16 protein-coding genes are annotated in these 20,421 nt (G+C 37.9%); 11 read left to right on the forward strand and 5 right to left on the reverse strand.

Annotated elements, in window-relative coordinates:
- Positions 1–83: 83 nt before the first annotated feature.
- The 3 genes from ACTJIV_RS06840 (at position 84) to ychF (ending at position 3,796) form a co-directional block, all read left to right on the forward strand.
- Positions 84–1,688 carry a glycoside hydrolase family 10 protein gene (locus ACTJIV_RS06840; RefSeq protein ID WP_440626481.1) on the forward strand — a complete coding sequence of 535 codons (1,605 nt, stop codon included), beginning with the start codon at positions 84–86 and terminating at the stop codon, positions 1,686–1,688.
- Positions 1,689–1,972: 284 nt separating this feature from the next.
- Positions 1,973–2,524 (forward strand): ferritin, encoded by a 552-nt coding sequence (locus ACTJIV_RS06845; RefSeq protein ID WP_111958336.1) that lies wholly within the window; start codon positions 1,973–1,975, stop codon positions 2,522–2,524.
- 180 nt (positions 2,525–2,704) lie between these two features.
- Positions 2,705–3,796, forward strand: a complete 1,092-nt coding sequence (ychF, locus tag ACTJIV_RS06850; protein WP_111958334.1) for a redox-regulated ATPase YchF — start codon at positions 2,705–2,707, stop codon at positions 3,794–3,796.
- Positions 3,797–3,916: 120 nt separating this feature from the next.
- On the opposite strand, the gene ACTJIV_RS06855 is transcribed toward ychF, so the two are convergent.
- Positions 3,917–4,078, reverse strand: a complete 162-nt coding sequence (locus ACTJIV_RS06855; RefSeq protein ID WP_167409432.1) for a hypothetical protein — start codon at positions 4,076–4,078, stop codon at positions 3,917–3,919.
- 147 nt (positions 4,079–4,225) lie between these two features.
- On the opposite strand from ACTJIV_RS06855, the gene ACTJIV_RS06860 reads away from it, so the two are divergent.
- The 3 genes from ACTJIV_RS06860 to cls all read left to right on the forward strand — a co-directional run bounded on the left by ACTJIV_RS06860 (position 4,226) and on the right by cls (position 7,645).
- On the forward strand, positions 4,226–5,164 hold the full coding sequence (locus tag ACTJIV_RS06860) for a helix-turn-helix domain-containing protein (RefSeq protein ID WP_223559274.1): 939 nt from the start codon (positions 4,226–4,228) through the stop codon (positions 5,162–5,164).
- A gap of 87 nt (positions 5,165–5,251) precedes the next feature.
- On the forward strand, positions 5,252–6,016 hold the full coding sequence (locus ACTJIV_RS06865; RefSeq protein WP_440626484.1) for an SDR family NAD(P)-dependent oxidoreductase: 765 nt from the start codon (positions 5,252–5,254) through the stop codon (positions 6,014–6,016).
- A 162-nt stretch (positions 6,017–6,178) separates the two neighbouring features.
- Entirely contained in the window at positions 6,179–7,645 is a 1,467-nt protein-coding gene (gene cls, locus ACTJIV_RS06870) for a cardiolipin synthase (protein ID WP_440626486.1), read from the forward strand.
- A gap of 4 nt (positions 7,646–7,649) precedes the next feature.
- On the opposite strand, the gene ACTJIV_RS06875 is transcribed toward cls, so the two are convergent.
- Positions 7,650–8,798, reverse strand: a complete 1,149-nt coding sequence (locus tag ACTJIV_RS06875) for a methionine aminotransferase (RefSeq protein WP_440626488.1) — start codon at positions 8,796–8,798, stop codon at positions 7,650–7,652.
- A gap of 119 nt (positions 8,799–8,917) precedes the next feature.
- A complete protein-coding gene (locus tag ACTJIV_RS06880; protein WP_223559278.1) occupies positions 8,918–10,150 on the reverse strand; it encodes a T9SS type A sorting domain-containing protein in 1,233 nt (410 codons plus the stop codon).
- Positions 10,151–10,414: 264 nt separating this feature from the next.
- On the opposite strand from ACTJIV_RS06880, the gene ACTJIV_RS06885 reads away from it, so the two are divergent.
- Positions 10,415–10,948, forward strand: coding sequence for a DUF2867 domain-containing protein (locus tag ACTJIV_RS06885; RefSeq protein ID WP_440626490.1), 534 nt, complete (start codon positions 10,415–10,417; stop codon positions 10,946–10,948).
- A gap of 30 nt (positions 10,949–10,978) precedes the next feature.
- On the opposite strand, the gene ACTJIV_RS06890 is transcribed toward ACTJIV_RS06885, so the two are convergent.
- On the reverse strand, positions 10,979–11,710 hold the full coding sequence (locus tag ACTJIV_RS06890; RefSeq protein WP_440626492.1) for a LytR/AlgR family response regulator transcription factor: 732 nt from the start codon (positions 11,708–11,710) through the stop codon (positions 10,979–10,981).
- Positions 11,679–14,615: a histidine kinase gene (locus ACTJIV_RS06895; RefSeq protein ID WP_440626494.1), complete on the reverse strand. Its 2,937-nt coding sequence runs from the start codon at positions 14,613–14,615 to the stop codon at positions 11,679–11,681. Before ACTJIV_RS06895 ends, ACTJIV_RS06890 begins: the two co-directional genes overlap by 32 nt.
- 141 nt (positions 14,616–14,756) lie before the next feature.
- Between ACTJIV_RS06895 and ACTJIV_RS06900 the strand changes: the two genes are divergently transcribed.
- The 4 genes from ACTJIV_RS06900 (at position 14,757) to ACTJIV_RS06915 (ending at position 20,407) form a co-directional block, all read left to right on the forward strand.
- Positions 14,757–16,640, forward strand: a complete 1,884-nt coding sequence (locus ACTJIV_RS06900) for a DNA topoisomerase IV subunit B (RefSeq protein ID WP_111958316.1) — start codon at positions 14,757–14,759, stop codon at positions 16,638–16,640.
- 90 nt (positions 16,641–16,730) lie between these two features.
- Entirely contained in the window at positions 16,731–17,147 is a 417-nt protein-coding gene (locus ACTJIV_RS06905) for a hypothetical protein (RefSeq protein ID WP_223559282.1), read from the forward strand.
- A gap of 6 nt (positions 17,148–17,153) precedes the next feature.
- Complete coding sequence (locus ACTJIV_RS06910) at positions 17,154–19,742, forward strand: DNA gyrase/topoisomerase IV subunit A (protein ID WP_440626495.1); 2,589 nt, start codon at positions 17,154–17,156, stop codon at positions 19,740–19,742.
- Between the two features lie 11 nt (positions 19,743–19,753).
- Positions 19,754–20,407, forward strand: a complete 654-nt coding sequence (locus tag ACTJIV_RS06915; RefSeq protein ID WP_111958310.1) for a rhomboid family intramembrane serine protease — start codon at positions 19,754–19,756, stop codon at positions 20,405–20,407.
- Positions 20,408–20,421: the final 14 nt, after the last annotated feature.

Here is a 20,421-nt window from a genome sequence, read left to right on the forward strand (position 1 = left end):
ATTACACTATGTCTTAAAATGTTTATTTTGGCATAATAATCTCTTAGAAGAAATAAATTTAAAGTAGTTTGCAAACGATGAGAATGAATATCATAAAGCTTACTGTTTTAGCCGGAGTTTTTGCGTCATATACCAGTTGCTCCGTCCAGAACAATACAATAAAAGAAGCACCAACAAAAAATACAGCAAAGCCTAACAACAATACCATAAAGCCTAAAAATCCGGTTGCGGTAGTAAAACCTGTAACAGCAGTGCCTCCGTCTGATGAGAACTTCAGAACCGTTCTCCCGGAGGTTAAAAGAGAATTCCGCGGAGCCTGGATCGCAAGTGTAGCCAATATCAACTGGCCCTCAAGGAATAATTTAACGGTTGATCAGCAGAAAGCAGAAGCCATAAGCATGCTCGATATGCTGAAAGATAACAATTTCAATGCAGCAATCTTCCAGATCAGACCTTCTGCAGATGCGTTGTATACAAGTAGTATAGAGCCATGGTCATACTTTCTGACCGGAGAGACAGGAGTGGCTCCTTATCCCAATTATGATCCCCTTCAGTTCTGGATTGAGGAGGCACATAAAAGAGGCTTGGAACTGCATGTCTGGTTAAATCCTTACCGTGCCCACCATTCGAACGGAGGTGCTGTAAACAGCCTTTCTATGGTGAATAAGCTTTCTGATATTGTGGTAAGACTAAAGAACGGAATGTATTGGTTCGATCCTGCCAATCCCAAAACACAGGGACATGTTTCCAATGTTGTAAAAGATATTGTGAAAAGATATGACATTGATGCCATCCATTTTGATGATTATTTCTATCCTTATGCCACCTATAACAGGGGAGCAGACTTTCCAGATAACGCATCGTGGAATGAGTACCAGAGAAACGGGGGAACCTTATCCAGAGCAGATTGGAGAAGGGATAATGTCAATAAATTTGTAGAAAGAATTTACAAAGAGATTCATGCAGAGAAAGATTATGTAAGATTCGGGATCAGTCCGTTTGGAATCTGGAAACCCGGATATCCTGCAGGAATTGTTGGTTCTTCTCAATATGATGAACTATATGCTGATGCCAAATTATGGCTGAATAAGGGCTGGGTAGATTATTTCTCTCCGCAGCTGTACTGGCCGATTGATGCTAAAGGTCAGGGCTTTGAAGCATTATTAGACTGGTGGAAATCCGAGAATACAATGAACCGCCATCTTTGGCCGGGTCTTAATACTGTTGAGATCAAAGTATCCGACCGACCAACAGAAATTAAAAATCAGATTGAAATTTCCAGACAGGTTTTAAAGAATGATGCCGGAGAAATTCATTGGAGTATCGCAGGATTAACGAGAAATGTAAACATGTTGCCAACTCTGAAAAACGGACCGTACAGCGAAAAAGCTTTAGTTCCGAAAACACCTTGGATAAAAGCAGTCCCATTACAGACCCCAACTTTATTTACAGCAGATAACGGCAGTTTTGTACAGGCCAGCTGGAGTACAAAAAATATCGGAAACGTTTTCCAATGGATTCTTTTCACCCAATACAACGGAGTCTGGGAAACGGAAATCCTTACATTGGACACTCTTTCGAGGGATATACCAAAATCCAAAGGCGGCAGAAAGCTGAATGCAGTGGCCATAAAAGCGGTAGACAGGCTTGGAAATGAAAGTGATTATATGGCTAAAAAGATAAAATAACTTCTTTGAAGAGCAGCAATTTGAAGGAATGAAAAAATATGGGGCTGTAATTGTAAAAAATCAGCAGTACAGAAATAAAAGTGTTGTGTCTTAACTTTGACCAAAACAATAACCAGTTCAAAAAAAGGACTGGTTTTTTTTATTTTAGAATAACTATAAATTATTTATTTAAATTAATGCTATTCAGTTGATTGTAAACAGGATTTAAATTAATAGTCATAAAATAGAACTCTATCGGAACCATTTTTGCATTATTAGCTAATAATTACCAAAAATATATTATTATGAATACCAACAGACTTTCCCCGACCATTGAAAAGGCATTGAGTGATCAGATGAACAAAGAAATTCATGCATCACACGTTTTTCTGTCTTACGGGATCTGGGCAGATGATAAAGGATATCAGGGAATTGCCAATTTCCTTTACAGACATGCGCAGGAAGAAAGAAATCATTCTATCAAGTTTATGGAATATGTGCTGAACAGAGGCGGGAAACCAAAAGTAGACGCTATTCCGGCTCCGCCTGCCGATCCGGAATCTTTAACAGCCTGTTTTGACGGAGTCTTTAAACATGAAGTAGACAATACTACAGCAATTTACAGAATTGTAGATCTCGCATTGGAAGAAAAAGACTGGGCTACATGGAATTTTATGCAATGGTTTGTACAGGAACAGATAGAAGAAGAAACACTGGCCGCCAACCTGATAGATAAATTGAAAATTGCAGGCGGTGACCGCGCTACCGATGAGTCTTTATTTACTTTAGATAAAACATTGCAGGAGACACCGAATGATGTCCCTCTGGCTCAGGAAGCCACGGGAAACAATCCATAAAAAACAATTAATTGACAAAAATTATTAAAAATCTGCCTAAATTCTGGCAGATTTTTTTATTATGAAACTCCCTTTAAAATCACTATCTTTGCAGGCTGAAAGTTGGGTGGTCGGAATATGAATTTAAACATCAGACTTCCAACCTGAACTTATTGAATATTAAACTTTGAATTTTACAATATGAAATGTGGAATTGTAGGCCTTCCGAATGTAGGCAAATCAACTCTCTTTAACTGCTTAAGCAACGCTAAAGCTCAATCTGCGAACTATCCTTTCTGTACGATAGAACCGAACCTTGGTACGGTATCTGTACCGGATCAGAGGCTTTTTGAACTTGAAAAAATAGTTAATCCAGAAAGAGTATTGCCGGCTGTAGTTGAAATTGTTGACATTGCAGGTCTTGTAAAAGGAGCGAGCAAAGGAGAAGGGCTGGGAAACCAGTTTCTTGCCAACATCCGCGAGTGTGAAGCCATTATCCATGTTTTAAGATGCTTTGATAATGGTAATATTATCCACGTTGAAGGTTCTGTAGACCCAATGAGAGATAAAGAAATTATCGACATCGAATTACAGCTTAAAGACCTTGAAACAGTTGGAAAAGCTGTTGAAAAAGCTAAAAAGTTTATCAAATCCGGAAAAAAAGATGATATCCTTGTTTATGAAACACTTCAAAACCTGGAAAAATTCATCGAGGACGGGAAAAATGCAAGAGAGTTTCCGGTCAATGATTTGACTCAACCAATCATTGACGATATCCAGCTTTTAACTAAAAAGCCTGTGTTATATGTGTGCAACGTAGACGAAAATTCTATCAAAAACGGTAACGAATGGATAGAAAAGATTGATGCGATGGCTAAAAACGAGGGTGCAGAGACCGTTGTTTTAGCAGCACAGATTGAAGCAGATATCAATGAACTGGAGACATTTGAAGAAAGAGAGATCTTCCTTGAAGAATTAGGACTTGAAGAGCCTGGAGTAAACCGTCTGATCAGAAAAGCTTACGATTTATTAAAACTTCAGACCTATTTTACAGCGGGTGTAAAAGAAGTAAGAGCATGGACAATAGGACAGGGATGGACAGCTCCACAGGCTGCCGGAGTGATCCACACAGACTTCGAAAAAGGTTTCATCCGTGCAGAAGTAATCAAGTATAATGATTATATCACTTATGGTTCAGAGGTGAAAATTAAAGAAGCCGGAAAACTTTCTGTTGAAGGTAAAGAATATATCGTTCAGGATGGCGACATCATGCACTTTAGATTCAACGTATAAGAATATATTAAAGTTAGTTATAATAGAAAACGCTTCGGGGATCATCTCTGAAGCGTTTTTTCTTAATAAATTGAATAAGATTAAAAAAAGCCGTTCAATACTGAACGGCTTTAATTCTTACTAAGGCTCTATTCCGGGTCTGCATTGCAGCTGTGCACAGCCTATTGATATTTTACTGCAGGCTCCGGTCATGGGATCAATGCAGTCCATTAATCCGCCGGTAATGCTTCTTAAATGCTTTTTGTTCAGTTTTTTTCCTTTCTGTAAATCTTGATTTTTCATTGTTTTGATTTTTAGTGAGTTAGTTTGAAAACTAAGGTAAGAAAAATATGTATATGTATATCACTTCATGAAGAAAAAAGTGAATTTTTTTTTTCATTTTTCAAATCATGCTAACTTTGTATATTTGAATTTTACAAAAAGTCAGTTATGGAAAAAATCACTCATTCATCCCTTGAAGATTTCTATAAAGAAATGGCCGCCAAACTGGGAAAAGATCTTGAAAGTATTTTTCCGAAAGGACTTCATAAAGATATAGGACATTTCAATGTATTCGATATCAGGCAGACTATCGAAAGAGCGCGAACTACTTCGGAAATGCCTTACAACAGAAGAAAATATTACAAAATAAGCCTGATCAGGGGACAGAATAGGGCAGAATATGCAGACAAAATCATAGCTATCAAAAAGAATGCTTTATTATTTGCCACCCCTAAAGTTCCGTATCACTGGATTCCGGAAGATCCCGACCAGTCGGGAAGCTTCTGCGTATTTACAGAAGATTTCTTCATCAAAGCGCAATCCCGGTTTTCATTGGAAGACCTGCCGATTTTTCAGCCGGGGAATATTCCGTTGTTCGAGATTGATGATGATCTGGCAGACGAAATAGAAACTCTGTTCACAAAAATAAAACAGGAAATAGTTTCCGATTATATTTTCAAATATGACCTGATCAGGAATTATGTACTGGAGCTCATTCATTACGGACAAAAGCTGCAGCCCGCTGCAAAGCTTTCTGCCTCAAATGATGCCTCATTACGTGTAGTTTCGTTATTTATAGAACTTCTGGAAAGACAGTTCCCGATAGAATCTTCAGACCAGAGATTACAGCTAAAAACAGCAAAAGACTATGCTGACAGACTAGCGGTTCATGTGAATTACTTAAATAAAAAATTAAAAGAAAGCACTGGAAAAACAACTACCGAATTTATTGCCGACCGTATGATTCAGGAAGCTAAAATTCTTTTAAGACAAACCAAATGGAATGTTTCTGAGATTTCTTATGCGCTGGGTTTTGAGGAAATAGCTCATTTTTCCAACTTTTTCAAAAGAAAGACTTCATTTACCCCAATGCAGTTTCGAACATGATTTGAATTTTGCAAATTTCAGATTGATTCAGGCAAACGTTTCTTCCGCAGAATTTTCCAACTTTGTATCATTAAATAATATAAAACAATGAATACAAAAACAGAAATCGCATTAATCACGGGCGGAAGCCGTGGCCTTGGAAAAAATGCCGCTCTTAAGATTGCCCAAAAAGGCTTAGATGTTATTATTACTTATAAAAATAGCAGTGAGGAAGCTGAAGCTGTGGTTAAAGAAATAAAAGCATTGGGACAAAATGCTGTGGCTTATCAGCTGGATACCAGAGATGTAAAAAGCTTTGATGCATTTGTGAAAAACATTACAGATCATCTGAAAACTGAAACAGGCAGCCCAAATATCGATTTTCTGATCAATAATGCGGGAACAGCTTTATACGCTCCCATCACGGAAACTACGGAAGAACAGCTTGACGACATCGTAAATGTTCATTTTAAAGGAGTTTTCTTTCTGACTCAGAAAATGCTTCCTTTTGTTAATGACGGGGGCGGAATTATTAATATTTCATCAGGACTGGCAAGATTTGCTTTGCCGGGGTCTTCTGTTTACGGTTCTATGAAGGCTGGTGTAGAAATGCTGACAAAATATATGGCAAAAGAACTGGGATCCCGTAAAATCAAAGCGAACGTTATAGCGCCGGGAGCTATTGAAACAGATTTTGGAGGCGGAAGAACAAGAGACGATCAGCAGGTAAATTCAATGATTTCTAATAGTACTGCATTGGGAAGAGCCGGACTTCCGGATGACATCGGAGGGGTAGTGGCATTCTTGTGCACCGAAGATGCGGGCTGGATCAACGGACAGAGAATAGAAGCTTCCGGCGGAATGTTTTTATAAAATATCATTGCAAGGCATTCTTTAAAATTAAAAATAAAACCAGATCTGAAAATGAGCTGGTTTATTTTTTTTTAAACAGGATACACAGATTACCGATCCCGTTCTTTTATCTTTTATCTATTTGCCTTTTTACCTACCTTTAGTATCTGCAAAGTTCAAGGTATGATAAAAGAGTTTTTTGATCAATTTCCATATATTCTTGTAGGACTTGAAGTTCTTTATCTTGTTGGGATTATTTTTCTGGCCGGTAAAATTATTATGGATACTAAGAATACAGGCAAAACCCTGGCTTATCTTATGCTGATCATCTTTCTTCCGGTTATAGGAATTATTATCTACTTTGTATTTGGAGTTAACTACCGGAAAAATAAGTTCTATAGTTTTAAAATAGCACGGAACGAACAGATCTATCAGGGTGTAAGTGCTTATATCCGGAAAACACATTATAAAACATTAAAAAATCATACCGAAGAAATAGGACAGTTTTTAACAACAGTCAATTATCTTTATAATGCTTCCTATTCTCCGCTTTCACCAGGAAACCATGCGGAAATACTGATTAATGGGGAAGGTAAATTTGAAAAAGTTTTTAAGGTCATTGAAAAAGCGGTCCATCATATTCATCTGGAATATTATATCTATGATAATGACGGAATAGGGAACAGGCTTGCTGATCTGCTGATCAAAAAGGCAGAAGAGGGTGTTATCGTCCGTTTCCTCTATGATGATATGGGGAGCGGGAAAATAGGGCGTAAGCTTTTGAAAAGACTAAAGGAAGGAGGCGTTCAGCTATCTCCTGTTAATAAAATTACATTCAGGCTGCTGGCCAACAGGGTCAATTACAGGGACCACAGAAAGATCATTATTGTAGATGGCGCAGAAGTCTTTACAGGCGGAATCAATGTTTCCGATAAATATATTAATCCTAATCCCATACAATACTGGAGAGATGTTCACCTTTATATAAAAGGAGAGGCTGCTTTCTACTTTCAGTTTTTATTCCTCAGCAACTGGATCTTTGCAACAGAAAAGATACCTGAAATCTCTAAGCTTTATTTTGATTATAAGAACAAAGAAGAAGGAAATTCGCTTATTCAGACGGCGGCCAGCGGTCCGGATACCAAGCCTTCCATCATGCTCAGTACAGCTTCTGCGGTACTTTCTGCCAGAAAAAGAATATATATTGTTACTCCATACTTTATTCCGGTAGAAACTGTATTAAATGCCATCAAACAGGCAGCTCTTTCCGGAGTTGATGTAAGGCTCATGGTTCCTAAATCCGGGGATTCCATGGTTGTGAATGCTGCGGCATATTCTTATTACGAAGAGCTTCTGGAAAATAATGTGAGGATTTTCTTTTACAAAAAAGGCTTTATCCACGCTAAAACAATGATCGTTGATGATAACTTTTCTTCCGTGGGGACAGCCAATATGGATGTAAGAAGCCAGGAACTGAATTTTGAGGTCAATGCATTGGTATTTAATGAAGAAATCAATGATAAGCTTCAGAACCTCTTTCATGAAGACATGAATGACTGTGAGGAAATTTCTCTCGAATCATGGAGGAAAAGACCAAAAACCAAAGTATTCTTTGAACATCTGGCTAGGTTACTTTCTCCGCTTATATAAAGATTTAAAGCCTGGAAAGATTTTCTATGGCTTTTTCTAATGTTTCCTGCTTTTTTGCGAAACATAACCGGATCACATGGTCATTCCTTTTATTTTTATAGAATGACGAAAAAGGAACACTTGCCACTTTATGAGTGATAGTAAGCTCGCTCGCGAAATCAAAATCATTTTTATCCGATATTTTATCATACTTCAATGCCTGGAAATAAGTTCCTTCACAATCCAGCAATTCAAAAGAAGTTCCGGCCAGTCCTTTTCTTAAAAAGTCTCTTTTTTCCTGAAAGAACTGCCCCAAATTATTGTAATGACCTTCATTTTTCATGTAAGCTGCCAGCGCCAACTGAATAGGAGTGTTAACAGAGAAGACATTGAACTGGTGGATTTTTCTGAATTCATCTGTCAGCGCTTTTGGAGCAGCACAATAACCGATTTTCCAGCCCGTAACATGAAACAGCTTTCCAAATGAAGCTACCAGAAGAGTTCTTTCCTTTAGTTCCGGATATTTGGCGAGGCTCAGATGCTGTTTTCCGTCAAAAACAATATTTTCATAGACTTCATCACTTAAAATAAGGATGGAAGTTCCTTTTACAATGGCAATCAGTTCCTGAATATCCTGCGCTGTTAAAATCTTCCCCGACGGATTATTGGGATTGTTCAGGATGATCATTTTGGTTTTATCGCTGACCAGGTTTCGTACTGCTGTCCAGTCGATTGCATAATCCGGGGCTTTCATTTCAAATCGTTTTACAACTCCGCCGAACAGTTCTACAGTAGGTTCATAGCAATCGTAGGCCGGTTCAAAAATGATCACTTCATCATCTTTTTTAACAAAAGTGGCTACTGCAGTGAAAATAGCCTGAGTTCCCCCCGCAGTTACTGTAATCTCTGAGTCTGGATGGTATATAGCCTGATGGCTGTTTTCAATTTTCTTGGCAATTTCTTCCTTTAAAGTAATCATTCCACCCATTGGAGCATATTGGTTAAACCCTTTTTTAATGAAATAATCTACATGATCCAGCAGCTCAGGATCCGGCATAAAATCCGGAAACCCCTGTGAAAGGTTGATTGCCTCGTTTTCGTTTGCGAGCTGTGTCATTTGGCTGAAAATGGTAGTTCCTACATTGGAAAGCTTGGATAATGGAAGTTGTATCATTAAAGGATTTTTTACTTACTTCGAATTTAATTCATTTTTTGTAATCAGAAGCAGAAATTCCATAAAAAAGACTGTCCTTACATGGGACAGTCTTTGAAGTTATATTATTTTATAAGACTTTATTTTGAAATCAGCAGTTTCTGTGAACTTGTGATATGTTCAGATTTCACTTCAACGATGTAAGCACCCTGTACCAGCTTCTCCGTATTCAGGGTAAGGGTCTGGGGACCGCTGTTGAGGATTTCAGATTTTTCAAGCAATACTTTCCCTGAAAAATCCATCAGTCTTACCGATACCAGTTCTCTTTTAGGAAGGTTGGTCTGCAGGTCCACATGGCTTTTAGCGGGATTAGGAACCATGATAATTCCTTTTTGTTCCTCTGCCTGAAGTTCTGTTTTAGCAATGCTCTCAAGATCGGAAAGTGGAGATTTCAATGCAATTGCTCCGCCTTCTTTTGTTGGTACAGTGTCTCTTTTTGAGTAGCAGAATGTAAAACATCTTGTACATATGATCATTTTATCTTTCTTTTCAGTAACGCAGATCGTATACGTTCCGGGAGTAGTATACGTATGGCTTAGAGTAGATATAATGTAAGGTGAAGAAGTTCCGTCACCCCATGCCACGGTATAAGTACTTCCCGGATTGTTAGGCGTAGAAACCAGAACAGGATTCGTAAGGGTTAAGTTAGCGGTAGCCGTATTGGTTACAGTGCTGAATGAAGTGTCAAGTTTAAAATCCGCAGTACATCCGTCACATGATTTCACACAGATATTATCGTACCATACTCTTTCGCTTGGGTTTGAGGTATAATCCGGAGATATCATAACAGCCGTAGAATTGTTCATAATGTTATTAAAATCAGCAGTCGTTACTGCTGAGCCCAGCGTCCATGTTCCATCCGAATTGCTTGGAAGGGTAGTTCCTGTACCATTAGCGATCGGTGCACGCACACGAACCCATCCGCTTCCCGGAGTTACGGTGACATTGGCTACAAAAGTGATATACTGATTGCCGGACATGATGTAGATGGTAGGATGAATAGGAGCACCATAGCCGCCATCTTTTTCAAGATAGAAATCAAAATAAAGACACTGGCCTAAAAATCTTTGCCCTAGATTTTTAAAATCGGAAGGGTTGATATACCATGATCCGCCTGATTTATCATCAAGAATAATATACTGGGAACCATCCAGCGTATTCGGGGTACCGGCAGAAACACCTACATTTCCGTTGGGATAAGGAGCAGGAGTCCAAAGTCCGGGAGGGTTATTGGGGTCATTAAAATCTGAACATGGTGCCTGGGCATTCACCATAAGGCATCCTAAAAGAAGATAAATAGTTAAAAAATACATTCTTACCATAATATTATATTGATTTTATACATCAAAAACCAACAAAAACTTTAATGATTAATAGTTATTTTGGATATAGGTTAAAATTAGAATAGTTTTTAAAATCTCTTTAATGTGAATTAATAAGTGAATACATTTTTCTAATAAGTGAAGCCTTGCTGCTATTAATTGTAATTAAAAAAAGGAAAGCTGAGATTGCTCAGGTCTTTTCTGCAGCAAGCCAGTTACATTTGTTAGAACAGAACCCAAAACCACTCTAATACCATGAAAATTATAAAAACTGCAATACCGGAAGGATCTGTTTTATCCAAAGAAGAAAATTTTTTTGATTATGCAGACAGTTTTAAAGGAGAATTGAATACTAAACGAAATATCAGTACGAACGAAATAGGCAGGGCTTTTTTCACCAGTACACCTCAGTGGGGGAAGAACATGTTTGCTTTCAGAAACAGCATCGTTAAAATGTTCGGACTGAAAACCGGAACAGATAAGAGTAAATCGTTATCACCTGATGATTTTAAACTTGAAGTGGGAGATCAGATAGGAATTTTCAAAATATTCGATAAGACGGATCACGAAATTATCATAGGTGAGAATGATAAGCACCTTGATTTCAGGGTTTCAATTCTTTATGATAATGTACAACACAGCACTGAAAATAGTGTTTTAACAATTTCAACTACCGTGAAATATCACAACCGGATGGGAATGCTGTATTTCATTCCCGTGCGTCCTTTCCACCAATTGATTGTTCCGGTAATGCTGAAAAAAATGATAGCAAAACTGGAAGGCAGATAACAAAACGGAAATATATTCCGGCTGCAGTTTTTAATCTAAATTCTCAATCTTGTTTAAGAAATCATTCTTTTTACGCACAGAAACATCCAGGACAGAATGGTCCGCCATCACTACCTGCCCGCCTTTCCCTTTAATATATTCTTTAAGGTGAAAAAGATTAATCAGATGTTTATGATGGATCCTGAAAAAATTATATTTTGTAAGATGTTCCTCAAATTCATGCAGTGTTTTGGAAACAATGATCTTCGTTTTATCCGTAAGATAAAAGGTGGTATAGCTGGAATCTGCCTCACAACGGATAATATCGCTGATATTGGTCAATTTGAAGCCCTGAAGGGTAGGAAGACTGATCTTGTTCTCGCTGGAAGAAATACCCGGCTGGCTTTTACTTTTTTTAATGGTTTCCAGCACTTTATTGACAGCAATGATAAAGTCTATTTTTTTAATGGGTTTAAGTAAATAATCTGCCGCACCGTTTTTAATAGCCTGAATGGCAAAATTTTCAAATGCGGTAATGAAAATGATCCGGGAGTCTATTTCTCTGAACTTTGAAAGCAGGTCAAAAGCAGTACCGTCTTTCAGCTGCACATCCAGAAAAAGAATATCCGGGGAATTTTTAGTAAGATAAATATAAGCTTCCTCTACGCTTGATGCCTGAAATACCGTCTGGATCTCAAGAAATTCATTCTTCAGTAGAAGAGCGATATAATCTCTTCCGTCCTGTTCATCATCAATGATGCATGCCTGTATTTTGGTTTTCATAAGGTTTTATATAAAGTTTAATCTGCGTTCCCGGTCTTTGCTCTTTTTCGGAGAGATCATAAATTTCCAGTATAATATGAGTCTCAAAAAGTTGTCTGAATGTTTCAATCCTTTTTTGGGATAATCTTACCCCGAAAGAATCAGGGCTGGTTTTCCTTTTGCTGTTAATGCCCGTGCCGTTATCTTCTATGGTGACACAGATTGATGTTCCGGTATGTTCAAAAGACACCCGTATATTTCCTTTTCTGTCCTTTAAACCTGCAATTCCATGTTTTATGGCGTTTTCCACAAAAGGCTGAATCAGCAAGGAAGGAAGCACCCAGCTTTCGTTGATGTTTTCAGATAAAGTAATTTTATAGTCGAACAGATCTTTTAACCTGAGTTTTTCCATATTCAGATATAATGAAAGATAATCTGCTTCATCTTTGATAGACATGAAGGTTTTTTCTGAATAATGCAGGGTCTTTCGAATCATTTGAGCAAATATCTCAAGATAATTTTCTGTTTCTTTATAATCTTCTTTATACAGAAGATATTGGATAGAATTGAGGCAGTTATAAATGAAATGAGGATTAATTTGAGCCTTTATCGCTTGCAGTTCCAGTTCAGCAATTTTTTTTTCATAGTATAACGTTTCCAGTTTTTTATTTCTTTTCTTCTGAAAATAAAAGGTGATAAGGATAAACAGGCCAGCAACACCCAGACTGATGATCATCAGCTTGAACCACCAGGTCTGCCAGAATTGCGGAAGAATCTCAAATTGCAGATTCGTTGAGGCATAAGACTGTTTTCCATTGTATCCGATCCCCAAGATCTTAAATGTATAATTACCCGGAGGAAGAGAAGAAAAAATGATCTTCTGGGAAGTGCCCGTTTGCCAGCCATTACTGAGTCCCTCGATTTTGTACCGGTAACTTATCTTTCCCTGGGAAATAAAATCCGGAAAACTTACATTGAAGGTAACGTCATTGTCAGGAGTCTGGCCCGTTAACGGCTGTCTGATATCAAAAATTTCCCTGCCGCCAATGATAACTGAATTGATGATTACTTTTTTGTTGATAAATTTCTTCTGGCTCATTAGATTTTTAACAGAAAGAATTCCCAGCCCTTTTGAAGTTCCCACATAGATGGTATCACCGGAAATAATACATCCGGATACTGAATTTGATGGCAGGCCGTCTGTCTGTGTGAAGTTATTGATACTGATATCAGTTCCTTTAAGCTCAATCCTGCTGAGTCCATAATTAGTACTTGCCCAAAATACATGGTTGTTTTCTACTTCAATTTTTTTGATCTGGCCTGTAATCAATCCAATTTTTTCCGTAATCTTTCTGAGGACTTTAGAATGATCAAAAATAATGATCCCGTTAACGTTGGTAGCTCCGATATATAGATTGTCACCGAACTTTTTAAGATCTGTAAAGTAATATCCTTGCAGAAATAGTTTTTTCTTTTTAGAAATAGTATTCACTTTATAAAGATCCTTAAAGTTCCCGGCAAACAAGCTATCCCTGGCATAGGGAAGAGCGGTATACATTCTTTCTTTGCTGAGTATTTCAGTATAACTGCCTGTTTTATAATTATAGGCAACAAGTCCGTCTGATGTGCATAATATAATAGATCCTGGTGTATAGGGCACAATATTTTTTAAAAGATAATCCTTTAAAATTTTTTTTTTCCTCGTCAGGATATCATACTGAAACAGGCTTCTTGTAAGCCCGAATATCACTGTGTTTCCCTCAGAAAATATAGATTTATGCTCTATTTTAATGTTTTTTTCAAAAACAAGATCCGTTACATGCCCATTATGGTAAATGCCACTTTTAGCTTCGTTATAGCCCAGGAAAATACCATGGCTGTTTTTGGCAATGGCCTTTATATTGGATGAATTATTTTTGATCGGAAAATGGACATAATTTTTAAAAAACTGGTCAGCAATGAAAAAGATGCCATTATTCCGAGTAGAAAACCAGGTATTGTTGTCTTTATCTACTAAAATATCGTTGAGGATGTAGTTTTCCATCATTCTGACGGGATCGGAAAGTTTGCTGTTATCAAATAAAGGCTGTTTGAAATAAAGAGCTCCGCCTTCTTCAGGACACAGCCAGAGCCGGTAATTACGATCTATGACGAGCCGGTGAATATTTTCCTTTGCGGTATAGCTTTTAAGTTTTTTGAAGTAAATTTTGTTGTAAAGCTGGTAAACCTCTACCGTTCTTTTGTTTCTGAAAACAAAAATGTCACCCTTCCTTAATGTGACCGTGTTTTTCTTAAGAGAAATATTGCAGATTGTTTTCTTTTTTGTGATGATATTATAAGCCTGAATGTTTTCCGTTTTTTCCTGATTGAACAGATACAGCATTTGATCAGCGATATTCAGACCGAAAGCATAATAAGGATCTGCCAGGCTGCTCTTGATTGCCAAAGGAATCCTGCTCACTCTTTCATTCCCATACACGTAGATATTGTCAGGATTATAGGTAGAAAACAGGTAAAGAGACTCACCATCAACATAATAGTCGGGATTAACGGTGAACTGCATTTTTTGTAATTCGCTGTTAGAATCCGAGTTGATAATTCTGCCGTTTTTCAAATAAGCAAAATCATTCAGAAAAGGGGCAATAAAAATTTCCCCGTTGGATAAAGGGATACATGACAGGGCTTCGATGTTTTTTAAGCCCTGCTTATTGTTGAAATGCTTAAATTCCTTTCCGTCAAACCGGAATAGCCCGTTATCACTTCCTATCCATAAAAATCCGTTTTTATCCTGACTGAGTGAGTAGGTATACGAATTGTTCAGACCATCCCCATCATTATAATTGACCATTCCGGGAATCTGGGCAAATAATAATGATGATGATGATAATATAAAAGAGAATAGATGAAAAAGTATAATTTTTTTCACTAGATATTGAATAATACGGTAAATATATGATTTGATTAATAATAATACAATATTTAAGGTTAAATACTGAAAAAAAACGAATCGAAAAATTCGTATAATTTTGTACAATTTCGTACTTTTGTGTGTTTGCTGAAATCATATATGTCACAAGAAATAAATCCAATCTACTCCGAAGATAATATCAGAACCCTCGACTGGCAGGAACACATCCGTCTGCGCCCCGGAATGTACATCGGGAAGCTAGGAGACGGCTCCTCTGCGGACGACGGTATTTACATTCTGCTCAAAGAAATTCTGGACAACTCTATTGATGAGTTCAGAATGAAATCTGGGAAAAGAATTGAAATAAAAGTGGACGACGGTAAAGTCAGCATCCGTGACTTTGGCCGTGGAATCCCACTGGGGAAGGTCGTAGATGCCGTTTCCAAAATGAATACAGGAGGAAAATACGATAGTAAAGCCTTCAAGAAATCTGTAGGATTGAACGGGGTGGGTACCAAAGCTGTTAATGCCCTTTCAGAGTATTTCCGCGTAAGGTCTTTCCGTGAAGGAAAAATGAAGATGGCGGAATTTTCCAGGGGACTGATTACTGAAAACCATGAAGAAAAAGATACTTCGGACCGAAACGGAACTGAAATATCCTTTATTCCTGATGGTGAGATCTTCCTTCATTTCAAATACAGGAAAGAATATATAGAAAAAATGCTGCGCAACTATGCGTACCTGAACCCCGGTTTGAAGATTATTTTCAACGGCGAGACCTATTATTCTGAAAACGGACTTAAAGATCTTTTGGAAGAAGAGATGGAAAACGAAATTCTGTATTCCATCATTCACCTGAAAGATACCGATATAGAACTGGCTATTACGCATTCTGACAAATCACAGACAGAAACCTATTTTTCTTTCGTGAACGGACAGAATACCACGCAGGGAGGAACGCACCTTAATGCTTTCCGTGAAGCGTATGTAAAGACGATCCGTGAATTTTTCAATAAAAACTTTGATGCTTCAGATATCAGAAAATCTATCATTGCAGCCATTTCTATCAACGTAGAAGAACCTGTATTCGAATCCCAGACGAAAACAAAGCTGGGATCCAGTGATATGGGACCCAACGGACCTACCGTAAGGACTTTTATCATTGATTTTCTGAAGAGCAAACTCGATAATTTCCTTCATAAGAACCCTGAAATTGCCGAAGCGATCCAAAGAAAGATTCTTATTTCCGAAAGAGAAAGAAAAGAACTTTCAGGAATCCAGAAGCTGGCAAGAGAAAGAGCCAAAAAAGTATCCCTTCACAATAAGAAGCTCCGTGACTGCAGACAGCATTATAACGACCAGAAGAATGAAAGAAAAGGAGAGACCCAGATTTTCATTACCGAGGGAGATTCCGCATCCGGATCTATCACCAAATCAAGAGACGTTGAGACCCAGGCCGTATTCTCTCTGAAAGGAAAACCTTTGAACTGCTACGGACTGACTAAAAAAGTAGTATACGAGAATGAAGAGTTTAACCTTCTTCAGGCTGCTCTGAATATTGAAGAAAGTCTCGAAGATCTGAGATACAATCAGGTAATTATATCTACCGATGCCGACGTGGATGGTATGCATATCCGTCTTCTGATGATTACATTTTTCCTTCAGTTTTTCCCTGATCTGATTAAAAATGGACATCTTTATATTCTTCAGACCCCATTGTTCAGGGTGAGAAATAAAAAAGAGACAAGATACTGCTACACTGAAATGGAAAGAATAAAAGCTTTGAACGAACTTGGGAAAAACCCTGAAATTACCCGATTTAAAGGACTTGGAGAGATTTCACCCGATGAGTTCAAACATTTTATCGGAAAAGATATCCGTCTGGAGCCTGTAGTAATAGGCAAAGACCAGACAATAGATCAGCTGCTTGAATTTTATATGGGTAAAAATACACCGGACAGGCAGGTGTTTATTCTTGAAAATCTTGTAGTGGAAGACCCGGATATTGATAAAAAAGAAACCTTGGATGAAGTAGCAAACTAAAAATTAAACCAATAAACACAAATATTACAAATGAGACTCAGCAACCGCAACAAAGCTTCGGTTTACAATTTTGTACATACATTACTGATAATGATGGCCATATTTGGAATTGCAGCATTTTTGTTAAATGAATACAGGTTTCATGCTGTAGGAAAAGAAAGTTATATTCTTCTTATTGTTCCAGTCATACTAATGGTGATTTTTCACCTGAACGGCAGACAAATATTTGAATATGACAGTGATGGAGAAGCACTGAATTTTAAGAACAGAAATATCATTCCTTTTTTGGACAGACCTCTTCATGATGAATTTCCAAAATATAAATTGATAACATATGAGATCGTCAGTATTTTTTTTATTAAAAGACTATACGTGACCATCTCAAGCAAGAACAATGGCTCTACCATCCTCAAATATGAAATATCTTATTTGAGTAGAAAAGAAGTAAATGATTTAAAACTCTCTCTGAATAAAGTAGTACAAATTAATAAAGAGAAAAACGATTAAAAACAGATGACGACAGAAGAAAACTCGCACGAAGGTGAGAGCTTGAAAAAAGTCTCAGGACTTTATAAAGACTGGTTTCTGGACTATGCTTCCTATGTAATTCTGGATAGAGCGATTCCTTCCGTTTATGATGGGCTTAAGCCTGTTCAGAGAAGGATCATGCACTCTATGCGGGAACTGGAGGATGGCCGTTACAATAAAGTAGCCAATATCGTAGGAAATACCATGAAATACCATCCTCACGGAGATGCTTCCATTACGGATGCCATGGTACAGATTGGCCAGAAAGAACTTCTGATAGATACTCAGGGAAACTGGGGGAATATCTATACCGGAGACTCAGCAGCAGCGGCAAGATATATTGAGGCCAGGCTGACCCCTTTCGCACTGGAAGTGGTCTTTAACCCTAAGACTACAGAATGGGCAAAATCCTATGACGGCAGAAATAATGAGCCTATTGATCTTCCCGTAAAATTCCCCCTATTGCTTGCACAAGGAGTAGAAGGAATTGGTGTAGGACTTTCTACAAAAATTCTTCCCCATAATTTCAACGAGCTTATCAATGCATCTGTTGCTCATTTAAAAGGAAAGAAATTTGAACTGTTTCCTGACTTTATGACCGCCGGTTATCTTGATGTTTCCGAATATAATGACGGACACAGGGGTGGTAAGGTAAGAGCCAGAGCCAGAATTACCCAAACCGATAAGCATACGCTGGTAATTTCGGAACTTCCTTTCTCAAAAAATACAGGCGACCTGATAGACTCTATCCTGAAGGCCAATGAAAAAGGAAAGATCAAGATCAAAAAGATTGAAGACAATACCTCTGATACGGTAGAGATCCTTGTTCATCTTCACAATGATGTGTCACCGGATAAAACCATAGATGCACTCTATGCATTTACAGACTGCCAGGTAACCATCTCTCCGAATGCGTGTGTGATCGTAGGAGATAAACCGATGTTCATGAATGTTTCTGATATCCTGAAAATGAATACGGAACATACAGTTTCATTGCTTAAGAAAGAGCTTGAAATTGAACTTCACGAGCTTCAGGAAAGCTGGCATTTCTCTTCACTGGAAAGAATCTTTATTGAAAACAGGATTTATCATGATATTGAAGAGGTAAAGACCTGGGAGGATGTTATTGCAACCATTGATAAAGGATTAAAGCCTCACACAAAGCATCTTTTAAGAGCGGTAACAGAAGAGGATATTTTGAAACTGACGGAGATCAGAATTAAGAGAATTTCAAGATTCGATTTAGATAAATTTAAAGAAAATATAGCTGCTCTAGAGGGCAAAATAGAACAGGTAAAACATCACCTTGCCAACCTGATTGCTTATGCCATTGAGTACTATTTAAATATTCAGAAAAAATACGGAAAAGATAAGCAGAGAAAAACAGAGCTTAGGATTTTTGATACTATTGATGCCACAAAAGTAGCAGTGGCCAATGAAAAGTTCTATGCCAATTTTGAAGAAGGATTTATCGGTACCTCACTGAAAAAAGACCAGTATCTGTTTGACTGCTCGGATATTGACGATATCATCATATTCAGAAAAGACGGAACGATGAAGGTTGTAAAGGTGGATGCCAAAACATTCGTCGGAAAAGATATCCTGCATGTTGCCATATGGAAGAAGAACGATAAAAGAACAGTCTATAATATGATCTACCGTGAAGGCAGAGACGGACCTTATTATATGAAACGTTTTTCTGTAACGGCGGTGACCAGAAACACAGATTATCCGCTGGCTTCTGATAAAAAAGGTTCCGAAACCCTGTATTTCTCGGCTAATCCTAATGGGGAAGCGGAAACAGTAACCGTCCTTTTAAAACCGAATCCAAGAATCAGGAAAAATAAAATGGAAATTGATTTCTCTGAACTTGCTATCAAAGGAAGAGATTCTAAAGGAAACCTGGTGACCAAATATTCTGTGAAAAAGGTGGATTTGAAGGAAGAAGGCGTTTCTACACTGGCTCCCAGAAAAATCTGGTTTGATGATACGGTAAGAAGACTGAATGCCGATGCGAGAGGGACTCTTTTAGGTAGTTTTAAAGGAGATGATAAAATTCTGACAATCAATACCAATGGTGAGGTGAAGCTGGTGTCTTTCGACCTTGGAAACCGTTTCGATGATGAATATCTGGTGCTGGAAAAATGGAAGCCGCAACAGCCGGTAACCTGCATTTACTACGACGGAGAAAAGGAAATGTATTTTATCAAAAGATTCCTTCTGGAAAATACAGCCAATATACAGACCTTTATGCCTTCTGAACACCCGAAATCATTCATTGAAAACGTAATTGTAGCAGACGGTGCTTCAGCAGAAATCATTTTTGCTAAGGATAAAGGCAAAGACCGTGACCCGGAAACCATACCTATTGACGAGTTCATTGCTGTAAAAGGAATCAAGGCAATTGGAAACCAGTTCACGAAATTTAAAGTAAAATCAATCAATATCACGATTCCTGAACCTGTAGAAGAAGAACCGGAAGTATATGAAGAACCCGAAACAGGAGACGGTATTGTAGATGATGACCGGACTGTCATCGGGGATCTGTTTGAAGGCGGTGAACCAGAAAATTAAGAATTAAAATTATGAATATTCTCATCTTATTTATTATAATTACGGCCATTATCAGTTTTGTTGCCTTCAACAATCCGGGGATCACTGAGAAATATAAATTCAGTGTAGGAGCTATTCTGGGCAGAAAAGAATACATCCGTCTGCTTTCATCTGGGTTTCTGCATGCTGATATCATGCACCTGGTATTTAATATGATGACGCTGTATTTCTTTGGACCGATTATCATTCAGACTTTCGGAAATCTCGGTTTCACGATTGTATATCTGGGGTCTATATTGCTGGGAAATTTTCTCTCGCTTTATATTTACCAAAAACAGCCGTGGTATTCCGCGGTAGGTGCAAGTGGAGGTGTTTCAGGGATATTATTTGCATCTATAGCTATGATGCCTGATATCGGTATCTATATCTTCTTTATTCCGATTCCGGTTAAAGGCTATATTTTCGGACTGCTGTACTTCGGATATTCTGTATATATGATGATGAACCCTAGACAGCATGATAATATCGGCCATGCGGCACATCTTGGAGGCGCATTTTTCGGATTGGTTTATGCAGTGGCTGTAGCTCCGGATGCTGCTATGCATAATGCTCTGTATCTGGGAATCATGTCACTACCGCTGATCTATCTGGGCTATGAAATTTTCGTCAGGAAAAGAATAGGATAAAAAGATTTATCTTT

This window comes from Chryseobacterium sp. 22532 (assembly GCF_052044665.1).
In the GTDB taxonomy this organism is placed as follows: domain Bacteria; phylum Bacteroidota; class Bacteroidia; order Flavobacteriales; family Weeksellaceae; genus Chryseobacterium; species Chryseobacterium lathyri.

What these genes read in the sequence shown, in the direction of transcription:
- ACTJIV_RS06840 (WP_440626481.1), top strand. Translation starts at nt 84, where the DNA reads ATGAATATCATAAAGCTTACTGTTTTAGCCGGAGTTTTTGCGTCATAT.
- ACTJIV_RS06845 (WP_111958336.1), top strand. Translation starts at nt 1,973, where the DNA reads ATGAATACCAACAGACTTTCCCCGACCATTGAAAAGGCATTGAGTGAT.
- ychF (WP_111958334.1), top strand. Translation starts at nt 2,705, where the DNA reads ATGAAATGTGGAATTGTAGGCCTTCCGAATGTAGGCAAATCAACTCTC.
- ACTJIV_RS06855 (WP_167409432.1), bottom strand. Translation starts at nt 4,078, where the DNA reads ATGAAAAATCAAGATTTACAGAAAGGAAAAAAACTGAACAAAAAGCAT.
- ACTJIV_RS06860 (WP_223559274.1), top strand. Translation starts at nt 4,226, where the DNA reads ATGGAAAAAATCACTCATTCATCCCTTGAAGATTTCTATAAAGAAATG.
- ACTJIV_RS06865 (WP_440626484.1), top strand. Translation starts at nt 5,252, where the DNA reads ATGAATACAAAAACAGAAATCGCATTAATCACGGGCGGAAGCCGTGGC.
- cls (WP_440626486.1), top strand. Translation starts at nt 6,179, where the DNA reads ATGATAAAAGAGTTTTTTGATCAATTTCCATATATTCTTGTAGGACTT.
- ACTJIV_RS06875 (WP_440626488.1), bottom strand. Translation starts at nt 8,798, where the DNA reads ATGATACAACTTCCATTATCCAAGCTTTCCAATGTAGGAACTACCATT.
- ACTJIV_RS06880 (WP_223559278.1), bottom strand. Translation starts at nt 10,150, where the DNA reads ATGTATTTTTTAACTATTTATCTTCTTTTAGGATGCCTTATGGTGAAT.
- ACTJIV_RS06885 (WP_440626490.1), top strand. Translation starts at nt 10,415, where the DNA reads ATGAAAATTATAAAAACTGCAATACCGGAAGGATCTGTTTTATCCAAA.
- ACTJIV_RS06890 (WP_440626492.1), bottom strand. Translation starts at nt 11,710, where the DNA reads ATGAAAACCAAAATACAGGCATGCATCATTGATGATGAACAGGACGGA.
- ACTJIV_RS06900 (WP_111958316.1), top strand. Translation starts at nt 14,757, where the DNA reads ATGTCACAAGAAATAAATCCAATCTACTCCGAAGATAATATCAGAACC.
- ACTJIV_RS06905 (WP_223559282.1), top strand. Translation starts at nt 16,731, where the DNA reads ATGATGGCCATATTTGGAATTGCAGCATTTTTGTTAAATGAATACAGG.
- ACTJIV_RS06910 (WP_440626495.1), top strand. Translation starts at nt 17,154, where the DNA reads ATGACGACAGAAGAAAACTCGCACGAAGGTGAGAGCTTGAAAAAAGTC.
- ACTJIV_RS06915 (WP_111958310.1), top strand. Translation starts at nt 19,754, where the DNA reads ATGAATATTCTCATCTTATTTATTATAATTACGGCCATTATCAGTTTT.